Source organism: Micromonospora sp. NPDC048170 (genome assembly GCF_040652795.1).
In the GTDB taxonomy this organism is placed as follows: Bacteria; Actinomycetota; Actinomycetes; order Mycobacteriales; family Micromonosporaceae; genus Micromonospora.
In genome coordinates this window covers 1-19,905 of sequence record NZ_JBEZMR010000028.1, presented here as the reverse complement: position 1 = coordinate 19,905, position 19,905 = coordinate 1, and the positions used below count along the sequence as shown (strand labels likewise).

At 73.3% G+C, this 19,905-nt stretch carries 15 protein-coding genes and 1 pseudogene; 4 read left to right on the top strand and 12 right to left on the bottom strand.

The window, feature by feature from the left end; genetic code table 11:
• Positions 1–185: 185 nt before the first annotated feature.
• The 7 genes and pseudogenes from obgE to AB0D32_RS26235 all read right to left on the bottom strand — a co-directional run.
• A pseudogene (gene obgE / locus AB0D32_RS26265) lies at positions 186–1,604 on the bottom strand (GTPase ObgE); the annotation flags it as partial.
• A gap of 91 nt (positions 1,605–1,695) precedes the next feature.
• Positions 1,696–1,950 carry a 50S ribosomal protein L27 gene (gene rpmA, locus AB0D32_RS26260; protein WP_013288010.1) on the bottom strand — a complete coding sequence of 85 codons (255 nt, stop codon included), beginning with the start codon at positions 1,948–1,950 and terminating at the stop codon, positions 1,696–1,698.
• 11 nt (positions 1,951–1,961) lie between these two features.
• Positions 1,962–2,276, bottom strand: coding sequence for a 50S ribosomal protein L21 (rplU, locus tag AB0D32_RS26255; RefSeq protein ID WP_088975625.1), 315 nt, complete (start codon positions 2,274–2,276; stop codon positions 1,962–1,964).
• A 166-nt stretch (positions 2,277–2,442) separates the two neighbouring features.
• Positions 2,443–2,982, bottom strand: a complete 540-nt coding sequence (locus AB0D32_RS26250) for a hypothetical protein (protein WP_357095615.1) — start codon at positions 2,980–2,982, stop codon at positions 2,443–2,445.
• A gap of 117 nt (positions 2,983–3,099) precedes the next feature.
• Positions 3,100–6,153: an Rne/Rng family ribonuclease gene (locus tag AB0D32_RS26245; RefSeq protein WP_357095610.1), complete on the bottom strand. Its 3,054-nt coding sequence runs from the start codon at positions 6,151–6,153 to the stop codon at positions 3,100–3,102.
• 131 nt (positions 6,154–6,284) lie between these two features.
• Positions 6,285–7,004 (bottom strand): TIGR03936 family radical SAM-associated protein, encoded by a 720-nt coding sequence (locus AB0D32_RS26240; protein WP_357095784.1) that lies wholly within the window; start codon positions 7,002–7,004, stop codon positions 6,285–6,287.
• Between the two features lie 190 nt (positions 7,005–7,194).
• Positions 7,195–9,234 (bottom strand): TIGR03960 family B12-binding radical SAM protein, encoded by a 2,040-nt coding sequence (locus tag AB0D32_RS26235; RefSeq protein WP_357095607.1) that lies wholly within the window; start codon positions 9,232–9,234, stop codon positions 7,195–7,197.
• Between the two features lie 579 nt (positions 9,235–9,813).
• On the opposite strand from AB0D32_RS26235, the gene AB0D32_RS26230 reads away from it, so the two are divergent.
• A complete protein-coding gene (locus tag AB0D32_RS26230; RefSeq protein ID WP_357095781.1) occupies positions 9,814–10,965 on the top strand; it encodes a hypothetical protein in 1,152 nt (383 codons plus the stop codon).
• 50 nt (positions 10,966–11,015) lie between these two features.
• Here AB0D32_RS26230 and AB0D32_RS26225 read toward each other — a convergent pair whose 3' ends face one another.
• Positions 11,016–11,711, bottom strand: a complete 696-nt coding sequence (locus tag AB0D32_RS26225; protein WP_357095604.1) for a lysophospholipid acyltransferase family protein — start codon at positions 11,709–11,711, stop codon at positions 11,016–11,018.
• A 347-nt stretch (positions 11,712–12,058) separates the two neighbouring features.
• Between AB0D32_RS26225 and AB0D32_RS26220 the strand changes: the two genes are divergently transcribed.
• The gene (locus AB0D32_RS26220; RefSeq protein ID WP_357095601.1) at positions 12,059–12,499 is read left to right on the top strand and encodes a carboxymuconolactone decarboxylase family protein; all 441 of its coding nucleotides are present in this window, start codon (positions 12,059–12,061) and stop codon (positions 12,497–12,499) included.
• A gap of 33 nt (positions 12,500–12,532) precedes the next feature.
• On the opposite strand, the gene ndk is transcribed toward AB0D32_RS26220, so the two are convergent.
• A complete protein-coding gene (ndk, locus tag AB0D32_RS26215; protein ID WP_357095598.1) occupies positions 12,533–12,958 on the bottom strand; it encodes a nucleoside-diphosphate kinase in 426 nt (141 codons plus the stop codon).
• 143 nt (positions 12,959–13,101) lie between these two features.
• Here ndk and AB0D32_RS26210 point away from each other — a divergent pair, with 143 nt between their 5' ends.
• The gene (locus AB0D32_RS26210; RefSeq protein WP_357095596.1) at positions 13,102–14,493 is read left to right on the top strand and encodes a VOC family protein; all 1,392 of its coding nucleotides are present in this window, start codon (positions 13,102–13,104) and stop codon (positions 14,491–14,493) included.
• Positions 14,494–14,497: 4 nt separating this feature from the next.
• On the opposite strand, the gene AB0D32_RS26205 is transcribed toward AB0D32_RS26210, so the two are convergent.
• The 3 genes from AB0D32_RS26205 to AB0D32_RS26195 are packed head-to-tail and all read right to left on the bottom strand — an operon-like array spanning position 14,498 to position 18,863.
• Entirely contained in the window at positions 14,498–14,917 is a 420-nt protein-coding gene (locus tag AB0D32_RS26205; protein WP_357095593.1) for a DUF4233 domain-containing protein, read from the bottom strand.
• Positions 14,914–16,248, bottom strand: a complete 1,335-nt coding sequence (locus AB0D32_RS26200) for a folylpolyglutamate synthase/dihydrofolate synthase family protein (protein WP_357095590.1) — start codon at positions 16,246–16,248, stop codon at positions 14,914–14,916. The genes AB0D32_RS26205 and AB0D32_RS26200 overlap by 4 nt, the downstream gene beginning before the upstream one ends.
• On the bottom strand, positions 16,245–18,863 hold the full coding sequence (locus AB0D32_RS26195) for a valine--tRNA ligase (protein ID WP_357095587.1): 2,619 nt from the start codon (positions 18,861–18,863) through the stop codon (positions 16,245–16,247). The genes AB0D32_RS26200 and AB0D32_RS26195 overlap by 4 nt, the downstream gene beginning before the upstream one ends.
• A gap of 69 nt (positions 18,864–18,932) precedes the next feature.
• Between AB0D32_RS26195 and AB0D32_RS26190 the strand changes: the two genes are divergently transcribed.
• Complete coding sequence (locus AB0D32_RS26190; protein ID WP_357095585.1) at positions 18,933–19,616, top strand: hypothetical protein; 684 nt, start codon at positions 18,933–18,935, stop codon at positions 19,614–19,616.
• Positions 19,617–19,905: the final 289 nt, after the last annotated feature.

Below are 19,905 nucleotides of genomic sequence, written 5' to 3'. Positions count from 1 at the left end.
CAGCCGACCCGTTCACGGAGCGCGACGGGCTATTCGGCGTCGTCCTCCACGACCGCGCGGGACGGGCCGATCCCACGGGGCTGCCCGGCGTCCTGGGAGGAGTCGGCTTCCTGGGTGGGGCCGGCCTCGTCGAAACCGTCCCCGACCGACGGGCCGACATCATCCGAGACGTCGGCGTCGGTGCCCTCGACCTCGTCCTCCGGGCGCTGCCGGCGGGCCTTGCGGGCCGCCAGCCGCTCCGCGGCCGACGCCCGGGTGGACTTCTCCTCCAGCCGGACGTCGGTGCCCCGGTTGCCGGGAACGAAGTCGGCGCCCGCGTAGAGGGTCGGCTGCCAGTCGAACTCCCGTTCGCCGATGCGGACCAGGTCGCCCGGCTCCGCGCCGGCCCTGCCCAGCTTCTCCTCGACGCCCAGGCGGGCCAGCCGGTCGGCCAGGTAGCCGACCGCCTCGTCGTTGTCGAAGTTCGTCTGCCGCACCCACCGCTCGGGACGGACGCCCCGCACGACCCAGGCGCCGTCGGGCGCGGCCTCGATGGTGAAGCCGGCGTCGTCGACCGCCCGGGGCCGGATCACGATCCGGGTCGGCTCGGCCGGCGGGGCGGCGTTGCGCCGCTGCTCCACCAGCTCCGCCATCGCGTACATGAGCTCCTTGAGCCCCTCCCGGGTCGCCGCGGAGACCTCGAACACCCGGAACCCGCGCTCCGCCAGGTCGGGGCGGACGATCTCGGCCAGGTCCCGGCCGTCCGGCACGTCGACCTTGTTGAGCGCCACCAGCCGGGGACGGTCGGCCAGGCCGCCGTACTCGGTCAGTTCTGCCTCGATGGTGTCGATGTCGGCGACCGGGTCGCGGCCCGGTTCCAGGGTGGCGGTGTCGATCACGTGCACCAGCACCGCACAGCGCTCGATGTGCCGGAGGAACTCCAGGCCGAGGCCCTTGCCGGTGGCGGCTCCCGGGATCAGGCCGGGCACGTCGGCGACGGTGAAGGTGTGGTTGTCCAGCCGGACCACGCCCAGGTTGGGCACCAGGGTGGTGAACGGGTAGTCGGCGATCTTCGGCTTCGCGGCGGAGATCACCGAGATCAGCGACGACTTGCCGGCCGACGGGAAGCCCACCAGGCCGACGTCGGCGACGCTCTTGAGCTCGAGCACCACGTCGAGCTGCTCGCCGGGCTCGCCCAGCTCGGCGAAGCCGGGGGCCTTGCGGCGGGCGTTGGCCAGCGACGCGTTGCCCCGGCCGCCGCGCCCGCCCCGGGCCACCTCGAAGGTCGTGCCGGCGCCGACCATGTCGGCCAGCACGGTGCCGTCGGGGGCCTGCACGACCGTGCCGTTCGGCACCGTGAGCACGAGGTTGCGGCCGTTCGCGCCGTCCCGGTTCGACCCGGCGCCGCCCTTGCCGTTCTCGGCCTTCACGTGCGGGCGGAAGTGGAAGTCGAGCAGCGTCGTCACCTGCGGGTCGACCACCAGGGACACGCTGCCGCCGTGCCCGCCGTTGCCGCCGTCGGGGCCGCCGAACGGCTTGAACTTCTCTCGATGGATCGAGACACAACCGTGCCCGCCATCGCCGGCCTGCAGGTGCAGGACGACCCGGTCAACGAACGTCGCCACGGGCGTCAATCCTTCCAGCGAGGTTCACGCCCCGCACGAAAAAGACGAAGCGGGCCGGGACACGAGGTCCGCGGCCCGCAACGCCTTCGAATTACTGCTGCGGCACGATGCTGACGGTCTTGCGACCGCGCTTGGTGCCGAACTGGACCGAACCGGCGGCCAGCGCGAAGAGCGTGTCGTCTCCGCCGCGGCCGACCAGGTCACCGGGGTGGAACTTGGTGCCGCGCTGACGGATGAGGATCTCACCCGCGCTGACGACCTGACCACCGAAGCGCTTCACGCCGAGCCGCTGCGCCGCGGAGTCACGGCCGTTGCGCGAGCTGGACGCACCCTTTTTGTGAGCCATCTGAGGACGACCTACTTCCCGCTGGAGATGCCGGTCACCTTGACCTGGGTCAACGGCTGGCGGTGACCCTGGCGCTTGTGGTAGCCGGTCTTGTTCTTGAACTTGTGGATCCGGATCTTCGGGCCCTTGGTGTGCGCGGCGATCTCGCCGGACACCGCGACCTTGGCAAGCTTCGCCGCGTCGGTCACCAGGTCGTCACCGTCGACGAGGAGCACCGCGGTGAGCTTCACCGCGTCGCCGGGGGCACCGACGAGCTTCTCGACCTCGATCACGTCGCCCTCGGCGACCTTGTACTGCTTGCCGCCGGTCTTGACGATCGCGTACATCGGAGGCGGACTCCCTGTCGTTGAGGCTGCTGGCGGGGTGTTCCCGCGGCGGCTCGCCGGGTAGCAGAGGCACGGCGGCGCGGGCACGCGAGAACTCGGCACACCAAAGTGCACCGCAGGTCAGCGTACGCCATGGGAGGCCCGACGCCCAAACCGGGCCTGCTGGTCAGCGGGCGCAGAGCTGGTCGAGGCGCTGCCGGAGCCGGTCGAGCTCGGTCTCGTCGATCGCGTCGACGTCGGTGCCCAGCGTGCCGACCTCCGCCGCCATGTCCGCGAGCAGCGTCTTGAGCTGGGCGTCCTCGGCCCGGGTCGACTCCTGCCGCAGGGTGCCGCGCCAGTCGGTCAGCGCGGTGGAGATCCGGTCACGGGCGGTTCGGGCCGCCGTGGCGTCGTTCGCCCCGACCGCCGCGACCATCCGGCCGAGTTCCTCGACGTACGTCCGCACGGCGGTCTCGCCGGCCCGCTGTGCCGCGGCACACACCTCGGGGGCGTTGCCGCCGGCCGCCCCGCTGCCGGCTCCCGGCCCCGCGCCCGTCGCCCCGCCGGTGGGCCCGCCCGGAGCGGCATCGCTGGTCGTCCCGCCGGGAGTGGCAGCGCCGGCCGGGGCGTCACCGGGTGGGGCGGCTCGCTCCGGCCGCTCGGTCGCGCACCCGGCACCGGCGAACAGGACAGCGGTGAGGGTGGTTACGGCGAGCAGACGGCGCATCGTTCTTCTCCTGACCGCGGGCGGCCGATCGTGGCCGGGGATCGACCATACGACAGGACCCCTCCCGCCGGACATCACCGGGAAGGGGCCCTGTCACACGTCGGACCGGTCAGTCGGTCACGGCCGGGTACGCCGCCGCGCGCCGCTGCGGCGGGACCGGCGCCGGCCGGCACCCCCCTCGGACTCGTCGCCGTCGGCGTCGGACAGCGCGTCCGGGTCGTCCGGGGCGGCCAGCCGGGCCGACTCGCCCGTCTGGCTGTCGGTGACCTCGGGGGCGGCGGCGGTGTCCACCTCGTAGCGGGACAGGTCGTAGCCCATGGTGTCGTGGTATTCGGCGTTCGGGCTGGTGTCGGCGTCGGTCTCGGTGACCTCGGCCACGGTGCGCTCGGCCGGCGCGGTCTTGCGCGCCCGACGCCGGGACGGGCCGGCGGCCGGTTCCGCCGCCGGGGTGGCCACGGCCGAGGCGACCGCCTTGACCTTCTCCCCCGCGCCGCCGCCGGTGCGCGGCTTCTCCGGCACCGGCTCGGTGTGGATGATCAGACCCCGGCCCTTGCAGCACTCGCAGGTCTCGCTGAACGCCTCCAGCAGGCCCGCGCCGATCCGCTTGCGGGTCATCTGCACCAGCCCGAGCGAGGTGATCTCGGTGACCTGGTGCTTCGTGCGGTCCCGGCCCAGGCATTCGGTCAGCCGGCGCAGCACCAACTCACGGTTGGACTCCAGCACCATGTCGATGAAGTCGATCACCACGATGCCGCCGAGGTCGCGCAGCCGGAGCTGGCGGACGATCTCCTCGGCCGCCTCCAGGTTGTTCCGGGTGACCGTCTCCTCCAGGTTGCCACCGGAGCCGGTGTACTTGCCGGTGTTGACGTCGATGACCGTCATCGCCTCGGTCCGGTCGATCACCAGCGAACCGCCCGAGGGAAGGAAGACCTTGCGGTCCAGCCCCTTGATGATCTGCTCGTCGATCCGGTACTCGGCGAAGACGTCGGTGGTGCCGACGTGCCGGCGCAGCCGGGCGACCAGATCGGGCGAGACGTGCGACAGGTACGACTCGACAATGTCGTACGACTGCTCGCCCTCGATCACCAGCTCGCGGAAGTCCTCGTTGAACAGGTCCCGGACGACCCGGATGACCAGGTCCGGCTCCTCGTAGAGCAGTACCGGGGCGCCGCCCTCGGCCGCTTTGGCCTGGATGTCCTCCCACTGCGCCTGGAGCCGCTTGACGTCGCGCGCCAGCTCGTCCTCCGTGGCGCCCTCGGCGGCCGTCCGGACGATCACGCCCGCGCCGTCCGGCACCAGCTTCTTCAGCACGTCCCGTAGCCGCTTGCGCTCGGTGTCGGGCAGCTTGCGGCTGATGCCGGAGGCGTTGCCGTGTGGCACGTAGACCAGGTGCCGGCCGGAGAGCGCGATGTGGCTGGTCAGCCGGGCGCCCTTGTGGCCGATCGGGTCCTTGGTGACCTGCACCAGCACCGAGTCGCCGGAACGCAGCGCCTGCTCGATCGAGCGGGCCCGGCCCTCCAGCCCGGTGGTGTCCCAGTTGACCTCGCCGGCGTACAGGACGGCGTTGCGACCACGCCCGACGTCGACGAAGGCCGCCTCCATGCTGGGCAGGACGTTCTGCACCTTGCCGAGGTAGACGTTGCCGGCCATCGTCCCGGACGAGTTGCGGGTGACGTAGTGCTCGACGAGCACCCCGTCCTCCAGGACGGCGATCTGGGTCCGGTCGCCGCGCTGGCGTACCGCCATCACCCGGTCGACGGCCTCCCGGCGGGCCAGGAACTCCGACTCGCTGAGGATCGGCGGCCGGGTGCGGCGCTGCTCGCGGCCGTCGCGGCGGCGCTGCCGCTTGGCCTCCAGCCGGGTGGAGCCGGAGACGCCCTGCACCTCGTCGACGGTCTTGCGCGGCTCGCGGATCTTGACGACGGTCGGCACGCCGTCGTCGGCGCCCGCCTCGACGTCACCGGCGCCCCGGCGCCGGCGCCGACGCCGGCGGCGGGTCAGCGCGTCGCCGCCCTCGCCCTCGTCCTCTTCCTCGTCGCCCTCGGGCTCCTCCGCCTCGGCCTGTGCGGCCTCCTCGGCTTCCTCGTCCTCGGCGTCCTCCGCGCCGCCCTTGCCCCGGCCGCGGCCGCGGCGGCCCCGCCGGCGACGGCGCCGGGCAGCGGCGCTCTCGTCCTCGTCCTCGTCTTCGTCCTCGGCGGCTTCCTCGTCCTCGGCGGCCGGCTCCTCGGGCTCGACGATCTCGACCGCCTCGACGTCGCGGCGGCCCCGCCGGCGACGACGTGCCGGTTCGGCCTCGACCGCCTCCTCGGCGGCGGGCTCCTCCGGCTCCAGGATCGGGGCCGGGGCCGGGGTCACCACCCGGGCGACCGGGATCTCCTCCGGCTGCGGTGCCATGAACAGCACGGTGGGCGCGGAGAGCGCGGCCCGCCGGCGGCGGGTGCGCGGCTCGGGCTCGACGGCCGGCTCGGCCACCTCGGCCGGCTCCTCCTCGGCGGGCGGGGTGACCGCCACGACCGGCGGAACCTTGCCGGAACGGCTCTGCGCGCCGTCGACGGGCGGGGCGGCGGCGCCGAAGCCGGTGCCGGCGGCGGCCGGCGGCTGCTCCGCGACCTCGGCGGGTGTGGTGCCGGGCAGTCCGGCGGCGTCGGCCGGGGCCTCCGCGGCCGGCTCGGCCGCGGCGGGGACGGCCTTCTTCCGGCGGGTACGCGTCGCCTTGACCGGCGGCGCAGCCGGCTCGGCGGGTGCCTCGTCCGCCGCGGCCGGCGCCTCTCCGGCGGCCTGCGCGGCGACATCGGCGGGCTGCTCGGTGGTGTCCTCGGCGGCCTTCGCGGGGGTGGCCTTGCGGCGGCGGCGCGTCGCCTTCGGGGCGGCGTCGAGGTCGCCGGAGACCGGGGCGAGCACCTCGGCCTGGGGCGCCTCGCCGCTGCCCGGCGCGGGCACCGTCGTCGCCTCGGCCGGCGCGTCGGTCTGCTCCGGCTGGTTCAGTGGCGCGGCCCGCCGCCGGGTGGTACGCCGCCGGACCGGTGCGGCCGGGGCCTGCTCGGCTTCGCCGGCTCCGACGTCGCCGGAGCCGGCCTCCGCCCCGGCGGCGTTCTCGACGGTGCTGTTGTCAGCGGTCTCGTCCGGCTGTGAACCGGTCCGTTCGCCGCCCTCGGGCTCGTTCTCGAGCATGGAGGTTCTCCAGTTCTGGCTGCCCCGGGCGCGGGTGAGCGCTGCCACGCAGGGTTGCCGCAAAAGTGTTTCCGCCGGGCGCGCACCGTGCACGACCGCCGAAGTCTGCCTGCCTGAACACCGACCGACGGTCAGTGTTCACCGATGGTTGCCCCGCCACGGTCCGCGTCCAACGGATCCGCGATCGCATCCTGCGCGGTCAGCGTGCCCTGCGCCAGCCGGATCACCCTCGGCGAGACCGGCGGCTCCAGGTCGGCCACCACGCGGAGGCCGGAAAGGACGTCATCGGGCCGCACGGAGGGGGTGACCTGCCGCACGACCAGTTCGAGTATCGCACACGGTACGGCCGGCGCCCCGGAAGGCGTATCCGGCGACGCGACCACATCGATGCGGACCACCGCCGCGCGGGCGTCGAAGGTGCGTCGGCCCTGCTTGGTCATCCGCTCGACCAGCACCTCGTCGGCGGCGGTGAAGGCGGAAACCGCCCGTTGCAGGACGGCCGGGTCGACCTCGGGCAGCTCGATGCGCCAGTACGACGCCTCGATCCGGTCGGCAAGACTTCCACCGGTGGCCACGACGGCGTCGAGCACGTCGAGGCCGGGCGAGAGGGCGGCGTCCAGCGCGGCGCGCAGTTCCGCCGGGTCGACCTGCTCGCGGAGGCCGATCTCCAGGTACTCGGCCTCGCTCGCCACGCCCGTCGGGGCCGCGCTGGCGTACGAGATCTTGGGGTGCGGGGTGAAGCCCTGGGAGAAGGCGATCGGCACGCCCGCCCGGCGCAGCGCCCGCTCGAAGGCCCGGGCGAAGTCCCGGTGCGAGGTGAAGCGCAGCGGACCGCGCTTGGCGTACCGGATCCGAACCCGCTGGACGACCGGTGCCTGGCCGCCCTCTGGCTGTGGTTTCCTACTGATCGTCGTGCTCCTCGTGTCGGAACCGGATCATCGTGACGGCACTGCTCGCGACTCGCGTGCCGCCGACGATATCCACATGATCAACCCGGCGCACGGCGGGCGGCGCTCCGGGCGGCGCCCGCCGGCGGCGGGACTACTGCGCAGCGCCGGTGGGAAGCTTCAGACCGTTGATCGGGGTCAGCGGGAGGAGCTTCTTCCCGGTCGGGCCGATCTGGATCTCGGTGTCCATCGACGGGCAGACGCCGCAGTCGAAGCACGGGGTCCACCGGCAGTCGTCCTGCTCGTACTCGCTGAGCGAGTCCTGCCAGTCCTGCCAGAGCCAGTCCTTGTCCAGGCCCGAGTCCAGGTGGTCCCAGGGCAGGACCTCCAGCTCGTCGCGCTGACGGGTGGTGTACCAGTCGAGGTCGACCCCGAAGGTCGGCAGCACCTCGGCCGCCGCCTCCACCCAGCGCTGGTAGGAGAAGTGCTCGCTCCACCCGTCGAACCGGCCACCCTTCTCCCAGACCCGGCGGATCACGGCGCCGACACGGCGGTCGCCCCGGCTGAGCAGTCCCTCGATCAGCGACGGCTCGCCGTCGTGGTAGCGGAAGCCGATCGCCCGGCCGAGCGACCGGTCCGCGTTGATCGCCTGCTTGAGCATCTTGAGCCGGCCGTCGATGACCTCCGGCCGCTCCATGGACGCCCACTGGAACGGGGTGTGCGGCTTCGGCACGAACCCGCCGATGGAGACCGTGCAGCGGATGTCCTTCGAGCCGGTGGCCGCCCGGCCGGCCTTGATCACCTCGTGGGCCATGTCCGCGATCTCGAGGACGTCCTCGTCGGTCTCGGTGGGCAGGCCGCACATGAAGTAGAGCTTCACCTGCCGCCAGCCGTTCGTGTACGCGGTGACGACGGTGCGGATGAGGTCTTCCTTCGACACCATCTTGTTGATGACCTTGCGGATCCGCTCCGACCCGCCCTCCGGGGCGAAGGTCAGGCCGGTACGGCGGCCGTTGCGGGACAACTCCTGCGCGAGGTCGATGTTGAACGCGTCGACCCGGGTCGACGGCAGCGAGAGCGAGACGTTGGTGCCCTCGTACTGCTGGGCCAGGCCCGAGCACATGTCGCCGATCTCGGAGTGGTCGGCCGACGACAGCGACAGCAGGCCCACCTCGTGGAAACCGGAGAACTCCAGCCCCTCACGCACCATCTGCCCGACCGTGGTGATGGAACGCTCGCGCACCGGACGGGTGATCATGCCCGCCTGGCAGAACCGGCAGCCCCGGGTGCAGCCCCGGAAGATCTCCACCGCGTACCGCTCGTGCACGGTCTCCGCGAGCGGGACGAGGGGCTTCTTCGGGTACGGCCAGGCGTCCAGGTCCATCGTCGTGCGCTTGTGCACCCGGAACGGCACGTCCGCCCGGTTCGGCACGACCCGCTGGATGCGGCCGTCGGGCAGGTAGTCCACGTCGTAGAAGCGCGGCACGTAGACGCTCTCGGTGCGGGCCAGGCGCAGCAGCAGCTCGTCACGCCCGCCCGGGGAGCCCTCGGCCTTCCACTCCCGCACGATCCCGGTGATCTCCAGGACCGCCTCCTCGCCGTCGCCGAGCACGGCGGCGTCGACGAAGTCGGCGATCGGTTCCGGGTTGAACGCGGCATGGCCGCCGGCCACGATCACGGGGTCGGCGTCGGTGCGGTCGGCGGCGAGCAGCGGGATGCCCGCCAGGTCGATCGCGGTGAGCAGGTTGGTGTAGCCCAGCTCGGTGGAGAAGGAGACACCGAACATGTCGAAGTCGCGTACCGAGCGGTGCGCGTCGACGGTGAACTGCGGCACGCCGTGCGCGCGCATCAGCTTCTCCAGGTCCGGCCAGACCGCGTAGGTCCGCTCGGCGAGCACGTCGGGGAGCTCGTTGAGCACCTCGTAGAGGATCTGCACGCCCTGGTTGGGCAGGCCGACCTCGTAGGCGTCGGGGTACATCAGCGCCCAACGCACGGCCGCCGCGTCCCAGTCCTTGACCACCGCGCCCAGTTCGCCACCGACGTACTGGATGGGCTTGGTCACCTGGGGCAGCAGCGGCTCCAGTCGGGGCCAGACCGACGGCTCCTGGTCGCGGCGCGGCGTCGGACGCGCCGCGCTGGAGCCGTCGCCGGAAGTGGCCGCGGCGGGGCGCGGCGTGGTGGACGGGACGCTCATGATGCCCAAGGGTACGCGGCCCGGCGGCAGCCGCCGCGCGCACGCCGGACGCCGCGCCGCCCGGCACGTCGCGGCGGTCCCTCACTCGCCGGAGCCGCCGTACCCCGCCGACCACGCGGACCGGCTGCGACGCGCCCGACCGGTCGCTTCCCGTGCCGGCGACGGCGGTGGCCGGGATCGCCCCGCTGGCGCGTCGGTACTAACCTCGGACCGGCGCGAGAGGAGATTGCCGCGATGCCGCAGCCGCAGCCGGGCACGGACCGGCCGGCCGACGGGAGCCCCGAGGGTCAGGACCACGGTCGGGATCCGGCGGTCACCGAGGAGCCCCCGACCTCCCCCGCAGCGCCCGCTCCGGCCGGCGGCACGGGCCCGCAGGGCACCCGTGAGCTGCCCACCGACGGCCCCGGGCCGACCGACGACCCGCAGGGCACGGGCGATGCCGCCGGGCCGCAGGACGCCGGCGACGCCGAGGCGGGGAGCGTGCGGGAGGCCGGCCCCGAACGCGGGGCCGCCACCGGCCCGGAGGGCACCCGCCTGCTGCCCGACGACGGCCCTGCGGTGGGGCCGCAGGGCACCCGGATGTTCTCCGCCGACGAACAACCGGCGGAGCCGCCCGCGCCCCGGTGGAGCGGTTCGGCGGCGGTTCCCCCGCCGAAGCCGCGCAGGCGGGCCTGGGGCGAGTCGGGCGAGATCACCCCGCTGCCGGCTCCGGCGCCGCCACCCGAGCAGCCCGAGCACCAGACCCCGGTCGACCCGTGGGCGGGTGCGGACACCGGCGGGTGGGACCTGCCTCCATCCCCGCCGCCCCCGCCACCGACGCTGCCCTACCCCGCGGCGCCGTCGACCCGGCCGTACTCCGGGCCGCCGGCGCCCCCCGTCCACTCCCCCGCGCCGCCGACGCCACCGCGTCCCGCCCCGCCCCCGGTCTCGTACCCGGCCGCCACACCGCCGGCGGCGTATCCCGTCTCGCCGCCGCCCGTGGCGTATCCCGTCTCCCCGCCCCCGGCGGCCTATCCCGTCTCCCCGCCGCCGGCCTCCCGGGCGCCCGTCCCGGCCCGCCCGGCGTCGCCCCCGCCTCCGCCGCCCGCACCGCCGCGACAGCGTCGGGCCACGGCCCCGCCGGCCGGACCGCCGCCCGGCCAGCAGGCCCCCAAGGGGTACGCCCCGAGGCCCGCCCGTAAGCGTCGCCGGTGGCCGTGGGTCCTGCTGCTCATCCTGGCCTGCTGCTGCGGCTGCCCGGCCTACTACGGGGTGCCGATGGCGTCGCAGTACCCGGCCGACGCCAGCCTGCCGGCCGAGGTGGCCGACCTGCGGCTACGCGACGACAACACCAGCAAGGCGACCGCCAAGCAGTTGGAGGCCGAGGTACGCAAGGCGCACTGGCTGGCCGAGGACACCTTCGGCGGGGTCTACAGCACGCCTGCCGGCAAGCGGGTGACGATCTTCGGCGGCACCGGTTTCCGGTTCACCCCGGAGTCGGACGCGGAGGACGAGATCACCCGGCTCACCGGGCAGTACTCCCTCGGCGAGGCCCGGGTGGTCGACACCGGCGTACGCGGCCGGCACCAGCGCTGCGCGGTGGGTCGCGCCGACGGCCAGGACGTGGTGGTGTGCACCTCGGTCGACCACGGCAGCCTGACCACCGCGGTCTTCACCCGGCTCTCCCTCGACGACAGCGCCACTCTGCTCGGCACCCTGCGGGAGCAGGTGGTGACGACCAGCCAGAAGTGAACCGGATCGTCCCCCGCGCGGCAGCCGCCTCGTGGGGGACGGCCCCGGGTTCAGGCCGGGGCGTCGCCGGTGGTGGCGGAGTGCGCGCGGGGCGGGGCGTAGCGGGGCACGTACTCCTGGCCGGTGAGCTTCTGGATCTCGGCCATGACCTCGTCGGTCATCTCGCGCAGCGACGTGCGGTCGTCCGGCCGGCCGGTGAAGTCCAGCGGCTTGCCGAACCGAATGGTGATCTTGGCACGGCCCGGACGGGGCACCCGGGTCCCGATGGGCTGGGCCTTGTCGGTGCCGGTCATGCCGACCGGGATGATCGGCACGCCGGCCGCCACCGCCAGCCGGGCCGCGCCGGTGCGACCCCGGTAGAGCCGGCCGTCCGGCGACCGGGTCCCCTCCGGGTAGACCGCGACCAGGTCACCGGCCTTGAGCACCGGGATGGCGGCGTCGAACGCGGACAGCGCCGCGCGACCGCCGGCCCGCTCGACCGGGATGGCGCCCAGGCCGGTGAGCACGAACTTGGAGAAGGCGCCCTTCGCACCGGCACCCTTGAAGTACTCCGACTTCGCCCAGAACGCCAGGTGCCGGGGAACCACGGTGCCGAGGAACAGCTCGTCGGCGACCGAGAGGTGGTTGCCCGCGAAGATCGCTCCCCCGGTGTCCGGAATGTGCTCCAACCCCTCCACGGTCGGGCGGAAGGCCAGCCGGAGCGCAGGCGCCACGGTGAGCTTGCCGATGGTGTAGAGCAGGGGCACTGGTCCTCCGACGGAGTGTGTGCGAACAGGCGGTGTCACGGTAACCGACGGGTCCACGGGGCGTCGCCCGGGTGGCGGCGCGACCGCCTGATGAGCGGGCCTGTCGGGCTGACGGTGGCGGTCCGGCAACGCGCCACCGTCTCACCGACCCGTACCCGGCGCACGACGACCGTGCCCCGCTCGCCCTCGCCGGCCTCCCCCGTGGAGCCCGCCACCCCGTCGACGGAGCCGGCCAGCACCTGCCGGCCCTACGGGCGTGACCGGGCTCACCTCCACGGGTGTCACACCGCGCCCCGCCCGCCCCGTCGTGTGGTTGTCAGACACCGATCGGAGACGAGGAGATCGTCATGCAGCGGATGAACGTGGCCGAGGTGGCGCCGCAGGCTTACCAGGCCGTGCTGGGGCTGGAGAAGTACGTCCGGGCGAACGTCGGGCACACCGTGCTGGCGCTGGTGAAGCTCCGGGCGTCGATGCTGAACGGCTGCGCGTTCTGCGTCGACATGCACAGCCGTGACGCGCTCTCGGCGGGCGAGTCCGACCGGCGGCTCTTCGCCGTCGCCACCTGGCGGGAGGCGCCCTTCTTCGACGAGCGGGAGCGGACCGCGCTGGCGCTCACCGACGCGGTGACCCGGCTCGGCGAGCACGGCGTGCCCGACGACGTCTGGGACGCGGCGGCGAAGGTGTGGCCCGAGAGGGAACTGGCCGACCTGCTGATGGCGATCGCGACCATCAACGTGTGGAACCGCATCGCCGTGACCTGCCGCACCGACCTCCCGACGGAGGTGTGACGGTCTCCGACGCGACGCAGGCGGCCGGTGCGGTTAGCCCAGCTCGGGGAACCAGAGGGCGATCTCGCGCTTCGCGCTGTCCGGCGAGTCGGAGGCGTGCACCAGGTTCTCGCGGTTGGACAGCGAGAGGTCGCCGCGGATCGTGCCCGCGACCGCCTTCCGCCCGTCGGTCGACCCGACGAGCCCACGCACCACGTCGATGACCTGGTCGCCGGAGAGCACCAGCGCCACCAGCGGGCCGCCGGTCATGAAGTCCTTCAGCGGCGGATAGAACGGCTTGTCGAGGTGCTCGGCGTAGTGCTCGTCGGCCAGCGCGGCGTCCATCGTCCGGGACACCATCGCGTCGATCCGCAGCCCCTTGCGCTCGAAGCGGGAGATCACCTCGCCGACCAGCCCGCGGCGCACCGCGTCGGGCTTGATCAGTACGAGGGTGCGCTCATCGGGGCTGCTGCTGGACACGCTGGGTTCCTCCTGTGCGCACAAGACGGCCGGGCTGGGTACGGTCAGCCTAGCGACCCGGTCCCGGCGCCGGCGCGGCGGCCGGTCCTTCCTCCGGCGGCCGATCCGGCCTAGCCTGGCCCTTGACCCTCGGGAGGTCCACTGTGGCGAATGGCGGGAACCGACCCATCGCACCGGTACGCAAGTTGATCGCCGCGGTGCTGGGCACCGTGGCGGCCTTCGTCGTCCTCTTCGGCCTCGGCATGACCAGCTGGGCGATCGTGGCGCTCGGGGTCGCACTGCTGGTGCTGGCCGTCGCGCTGGCCACGGTGCGTGGAGGCGGTCGCACCTGGGTGGTCGGCGTCGGGCACGTGCACAGCGCCTCCGAGCCCCCTACCCAGTACGCCTTCGGCCGCTGCGAGCTCCAACTGGTGATCGACGCGCCGGGGCTGCCGCCCCGGTCCAAGAAGATCATCGAGCCGCGGGTGCCGGTGGCGAAGTGGCCGTCGTTGGGCCAGACGCTGCCCATCCGGGTGGCCCTGGACGACCAACGGCACGTCCGGGTGCTCTGGGACGACGTGCCCACCCACGCGGAGACCGCCGCCACCGTCGTGGCCGACCTGCCGCCCGAGTACGCGGGCGCCGAGCCGCTGGACGAGGTGCTGATCCAGCAGGAGGCCCCGCCGTGGGCGGACCGGGCACCGGACGACGACTACCGGGAGGACCACCGCGACGAGTTCCGGGACGACCTGCGGGACGACTTCCGGGCGCCGATGGTCGATCCGCTCGGCGACCCCGTCGGCGATCCGCCGGGCGACCCGTTCGGCGGGGACCGGGCCGGACGCCCCGAGGAGCGCGAACCAATCGTGGTGCACCAGCGCCCGGGTGGGCCGGTCGTGCTGGAGGGCACGCTCGTCGAGCAGCCCAGCACCGGCACCCTGCCGCGCCGGGCCACGCCCACGCCCCGCGCGCCCGCCGAGGAACGGTTCGACACGCCCGACGGGCGCCTCGACCCGCCCGCGCCGGCAGATCCGCTCGACCTGCCCCTCGACGATCCCGCCCCGCCCTCGGACCGGGTACGCCAGGACCGGATCACCCCGGAGGAGCTGGACGCGGCGATCTTCGGCCCGGGGCCGGCGGCCGGTGCCGGCGAGGCCGCGGCGGCCGACGACGAGTTCGGCGCTCCGATCGCCGGGGTGGGGCTCACCCTGCTGGTCACCGATCTGCCCCGCTCGCTGCACTTCTACCGCGACCTGGGCTTCACCGAGGTGGACCGGGGTTCCGGCAACGCGGTCCTCGCCTCCGGGACGACCCGCCTGGTGCTGCGGGAGGTGACCGAGGCGGCACCGATCAGCCGCCGGCTCGTGCACGTCAACCTCGAGGTCGACGACATCAACTCCGCGTACGACCGGCTGCGCGGGACGGGCGTGCGGTTCACGTACGCCCCCCGGGTCGTCAACCGGGGCACCAAGCTGGAGGTGTGGGCGGCGGCGTTCCGCGACCCGGACGGCCACGGCATCGCCCTCACCCAGTGGCGGGAACGCGCCGAGGCCTGACCCGTCAGCCCAGGATGACCCGGCGCACGTGCAGGGCGTAGGCCCACACCAGGGCGAAGACGACGCCCAGCACGAGCAGCGACCAGTGCAGCAGGCCGGCCAGCATCAGCAGCCCCTGCAGGGCGGTGCCGGCGTGCCAGGCCCACGGCCGGCGCATCATTCCGGCCAGCAGCACGGCTGCCACGGCCAGCGCCACGACCGCCCCGATCGCCGCACCGCCCAGGTCGCCGCCGACCATCCGAATCGGTTGGATGGCCAGCACCAGCACCAGCGCCTCCAGGCTGAGCGTGCCGGCGCCGAGCCCACGGACCGCCCGCTCCGGGTCGCGCAGCCCCGAACGGCGCGGCCCCCGCCCGCCGGGTGCGGTGGTGGCCGCCCCGTCCGGACGGTCGTCGCCCGTCGTGGCGTGCTCCGGCCCGCTCATCGCTTCAGCAGCCGGCGGGCGTCGGCCACGGTCACCACCGACCCGGTGACCAGCACCCCGACCCCGCTCAGCTCCCCCGGTACGTCCTCCTCGGCCATCGCCACCGCCGTCTCGATCGCGTCCGGCATCTCCTCGGCCACCTCCACCCGCTCGGGCCCGAAGACCTCGGCCGCCAGCGCGGCCAGTTCCCGGGCCGGTAGCGCTCGGGGCGAACTGTTCCGGGTCACCACGACCTGGTCGACCACCGGTTCCAACAGCTCCAGCAGGCTGGCCGCGTCCTTGTCGGCGAGTACGCCGACCACCGCGACCAGCTTGCTGAAGGCGAACTCCTCCTGGAGCGCCGTCACGGTGGCGGTCATCCCGTGCGGATTGTGTGCCCCGTCGAGCAGGATGGTCGGCGCGCTGCGCACGCGCTCCAGCCGGCCGGGCGAGCTCGCCGTGGCGAAGCCCTCCCGGACCGCCTCGACGTCGAGTTGCCGCTTCGCCCCGGCGCCGAGGAACGCCTCCACCGCTGCCAACGCCACCGCCGCGTTCTGCGCCTGGTGGGCACCGTGCAGCGGGATGAAGACCTCCTCGTAGACGCCGCCGAGGCCCTGGAGGGTGAGCACCTGCCCGCCGACGGCGACCGCCCGCCGGAGCACCCCGAACTCGGCGCCCTCCCGGGCGATGGTCGCGCCGACCTCGGCGCAGCGCTCCAGGATCGGCCCGGCGGCCTCCTCCTCCTGCGCCGCCGAGATCACCGTCGCGCCCCGGTGGATGATGCCGGCCTTGGCCAGCGCGATGTCTCCGATGGTGTCGCCGAGCCACTCGGTGTGGTCCAGCCCGACCGGCGTGAGCACGCACACCCCGGCCTGGAGCACGTTGGTCGCGTCCTCGGCGCCGCCCAGGCCCACCTCGACCACCGCCACGTCCACCGGGGCGTCGGCGAACGTGGCGAAGGCCAGCGCGGTGGTCATGTCGAAGTACGTCAGCGGCTCCGCCGAGCGCTCGTCGACCAGCCGGGCCAGCGGCTCGATCTCCCGGTACGTGGCGACGAAGCGTCCCTCGTCCACCGGCTCACCGTCGAGGCTGATGCGTTCCCGGACGGTCTCCAGGTGCGGGCTGGTGTAGCGGCCGGTGTGCAGCCCGAACGCCCGCAGCAGGGAGTCGATCATCCGGGCTGTCGAGGTCTTGCCGTTGGTGCCGGTCAGGTGGATCGACGGGTACGCCCGCTGCGGGCTGCCGAGCAGGTCCAGCAGGGATTCGATCTTGTCCAGCTCGAAGGCCATCCGGGTGAACCCGCGCCCGGCCAGTTCGGCCTCGACGGCGGCGAAATCGGTGCGGTCGGTCACGAGGGAAGCGCCTCCAGAGCGGCGTCGATGCGGACGAGGTCGGCCTCGGCGACGGCGAGCCGTTCGCGGATCTTGGCGACCACCGCCTCCGGCGCCTTGCCGACGAACGCCGGGTTGTCGAGCTTCGCCCGGGCCTGCGCGGCCTCCTTCTCGGCGGCGGCCCGGTCCTTGGTCAGCCGCGCCCGCTCGGCGGCCACGTCGATCGACCCCCGGGTGTCCAGGGCCACGCTCACCTCGCCGGGCATGGCGAGGGTCGCGCTGGCCTGGAACCCGTCGCCGGCAGGGTCCAGCCGCACCAGCGACCGGATCAGCGGCTCGTGCGCGACGATGCCGGCGGCGGCCAGCCCGTCGAGCCGTGCGGCGACCCGCTGCGTCGGCCGCAGCCCCTGGTCCGAGCGGAACCGCCGGATCTCGGTCACCACCCGCTGGACCGTGCCGACCTCGGCCTCCGCGGCGTCGTCGATTCCGGTACGGTCAGCGGCCGGCCAGGCGGCCGTCATCACCGTCTCGCCGCCGGTGAGCGCGGTCCACAGCTCCTCGGTGACGAACGGGATCACCGGGTGCAACAGCCGCAGCAGCTGGTCCAGCACGTGCCCGAGCACCCGCCGGGTGTTCTCGGCGGCCGGGCCGCCCTCGGCGAGCACCGGCTTGGTCAGCTCCACGTACCAGTCGCAGACGTCGTCCCAGGCGAAGTGGTAGAGCAGGTCGCAGACCTTCGCGAACTCGTACGCCTCGAACTGCTCGTCCACCTCGGCGGTGACGTGCGCCAGCCGGGACAGGATCCACCGGTCGACGGTCGACAGCTCGGCGGCGGCCGGCAGCGGCCCCTCGGTGTGCGCGCCGTTGAGCAGCGCGAAGCGGGTGGCGTTCCAGAGCTTGTTGCAGAAGTTGCGGGAGCCCTGGCACCAGTCCTCGCTGACCGGGACGTCCTGGCCGGGGTTGGCGCCCCGGGCGAGGGTGAACCGGGTGGCGTCGGCACCGAAGCGGTCGATCCAGTCCAGCGGGTCGACCACGTTGCCGAACGACTTGGACATCTTCTTGCCGTGCTGGTCGCGGACCATACCGTGCAGGGCAACCGTGTCGAACGGCTGCTTCCCGTCCATCGCGTACAGGCCGAACATCATCATCCGGGCGACCCAGAAGAAGAGGATGTCGTAGCCGGTGACCAGAACGCTGGTCGGATAGAACTTCGCCAGGTCCGGGGTCTGCTCGGGCCAGCCGAGGGTGGAGAACGGCCACAGGCCGCTGGAGAACCAGGTGTCCAGCACGTCCTCGTCCTGGTGCCAGCCCTCCCCCGCTGGCGGCTCGTCGTCGGGGCCGACGCAGACGATCTCGCCTTCCGGGCCGTACCAGACCGGGATGCGGTGGCCCCACCAGAGCTGCCGGGAGATGCACCAGTCGTGCATGTTGTCGACCCAGGCGAAGTACCGTTTGGCCAACTCGGCCGGCTCGACCTTCACCCGGCCGTCGCGCACCGCGTCGCCGGCCGCCTTCGCCAGCGGGCTGGTGTTCACGAACCACTGGAGCGACAGGCGCGGTTCGACGGTCGTCTTGCACCGGGAGCAGTGCCCCACCGCGTGCACGTACGGCCGCTTCTCGGCCACCACGAGGCCCTGCTCGCGCAGCGCGGCGACGATCGCCGGGCGGGCCTCGTACCGGTCCAGGCCCTGGAACGGGCCGTGCGCGGTGATGATGCCCCGCTCGTCCATGATCGTCAGCGACGGCAGGTCGTGCCGCTGGCCGATCTCGAAGTCGTTCGGGTCGTGCGCCGGGGTCACCTTGACCATGCCGGTGCCGAAGCTCGGGTCGACGTGCTCGTCGGCGACGATCGGGATTTGCCGGCCGGTCAGCGGCAGGGCGACCTCGGTGCCGATCAGGTGCTTGTAGCGCTCGTCGTCCGGGTGCACGGCGACCGCGGTGTCGCCGAGCATCGTCTCGGCCCGGGTGGTGGCGACCACGACGTCGTCGCTGTAGCGGATCGAGATCAGCTCGCCCTCGTCGTCGGTGTGCTCCACCTCGATGTCGGACAGCGCGGTCAGGCAGCGCGGGCACCAGTTGATGATCCGGTTGGCCCGGTAGATCAGGCCGTCGTCGAAGAGCTTCTTGAACATGGTCTGCACGGCCCGGGACAGGCCCGCGTCCATGGTGAAGCGCTCCCGGTCCCAGTCGACGGAGTCGCCGAGGCGACGCATCTGGCCGAGGATCGCGCCACCGGACTCGGCCTTCCATCGCCAGACCCGCTCGACGAACTTCTCCCGGCCCAGATCGTGGCGGGACAGGCCCTCGGCGGCGAGCTGCCGCTCGACCAGGTTCTGGGTGGCGATGCCGGCGTGGTCCATGCCGGGCAGCCAGAGCGCCTCGTAGCCCTGCATCCGCTTGCGACGGGTCAGCGCGTCCATCAGGGTGTGCTCGAAGGCGTGCCCCATGTGCAGGGAGCCGGTGACGTTCGGCGGCGGGATGACGATGGTGAAGGGGGGCTTGTCGCTGTCCGCCGATGCCCGGAAGTGGCCGGCGGCTACCCACTGCTCGTACCGTCGCTGCTCTACCTCGCCGGGCTGGTACTGGCCGGCAAGGGTCGGGGCGTCGGGGCGTCGGGCATCCAGTCTCTCGGTCACCCTGAAAGTCTACGGAGCGCTTCCCGGGACCCGACGTGCGCCACCTGCCGTTCGCGTACGGTGTCGGCTATGTCCGACGCACATCTCACCGAACGGCCGGTCGACGACGGCTCCGAGCCGATCGACCTGACCGACGAGCCGATCCAGCTCAGCAACCGGGATCCGGACGCGGGCCCGGAGCGGCGGGCGACGCGGTCGAGGCGTCGGCGGGTGGCGTGGGCCGCGGCGGCGGCGGTCGGGCTCGCGGGTGCCGCGGTACTCGGCACCGCCGGCTGGCGGGTGGCCCAGCAGAAGGACGCCGACCTGGCCACCCCGGACCGGGTGGCGGGACTCGTACGGGACGACAGCGACCGGGCCCGCAGCACCTCCGACTACCTGCGCAGCGGGTTCGCCGCCGACATCGACCTGGACAGCAGCTTCGGCACCGTCTACCGGGATCCCGCCGACGACAAGCGTTCGGTGCTCGTCTTCGGCGGCACGACCCTGCTCTGGCAGCCGGAGCGAGACCTGGACAGCCTCTTCGGCCTGCTGACCGACGAGACCGGCAAGGTGACGGGGCTGCGCGAGGTGCCCGCCGGCCGCTTCGGCGGCGTGATGAAGTGCGGCACCACCAGCGGCGACGGCGGCGACTTCGCGGTCTGCGGGTGGGCCGACCACGGCAGCGTGGTGATGGCGATGTTCCCGAGCCGCTCCGTCGACGACGCCGGCGGGCTGTTCCGCAAGATGCGCGAAGAGATCCAGACCCGCGGCTGACGCCCCTCGACGGGCCCAGGGCGCCACCGGCCGCCCTCCCGTGGTTCTCTTGCCTCGGGGCCGTCGGTCGTCCCGCTCGGTGCGGTGTGGAAGCCGAAAGTCAGCGGCCTACGTGAGTGTGCGCCTGTTTGGCCGGTCGGGTGCGTTCGGGTTCGTCATGGCCTGGCGAAAAAGGCCGGAAAGCAGTTCAGGGTCACCCCGAAAGGGGTGGCCCTGAACTGGAAGATTGTCCGGCGGTGTCCTACTCTCCCACACCCTCCCGAGTGCAGTACCATCGGCGCTGGAGGGC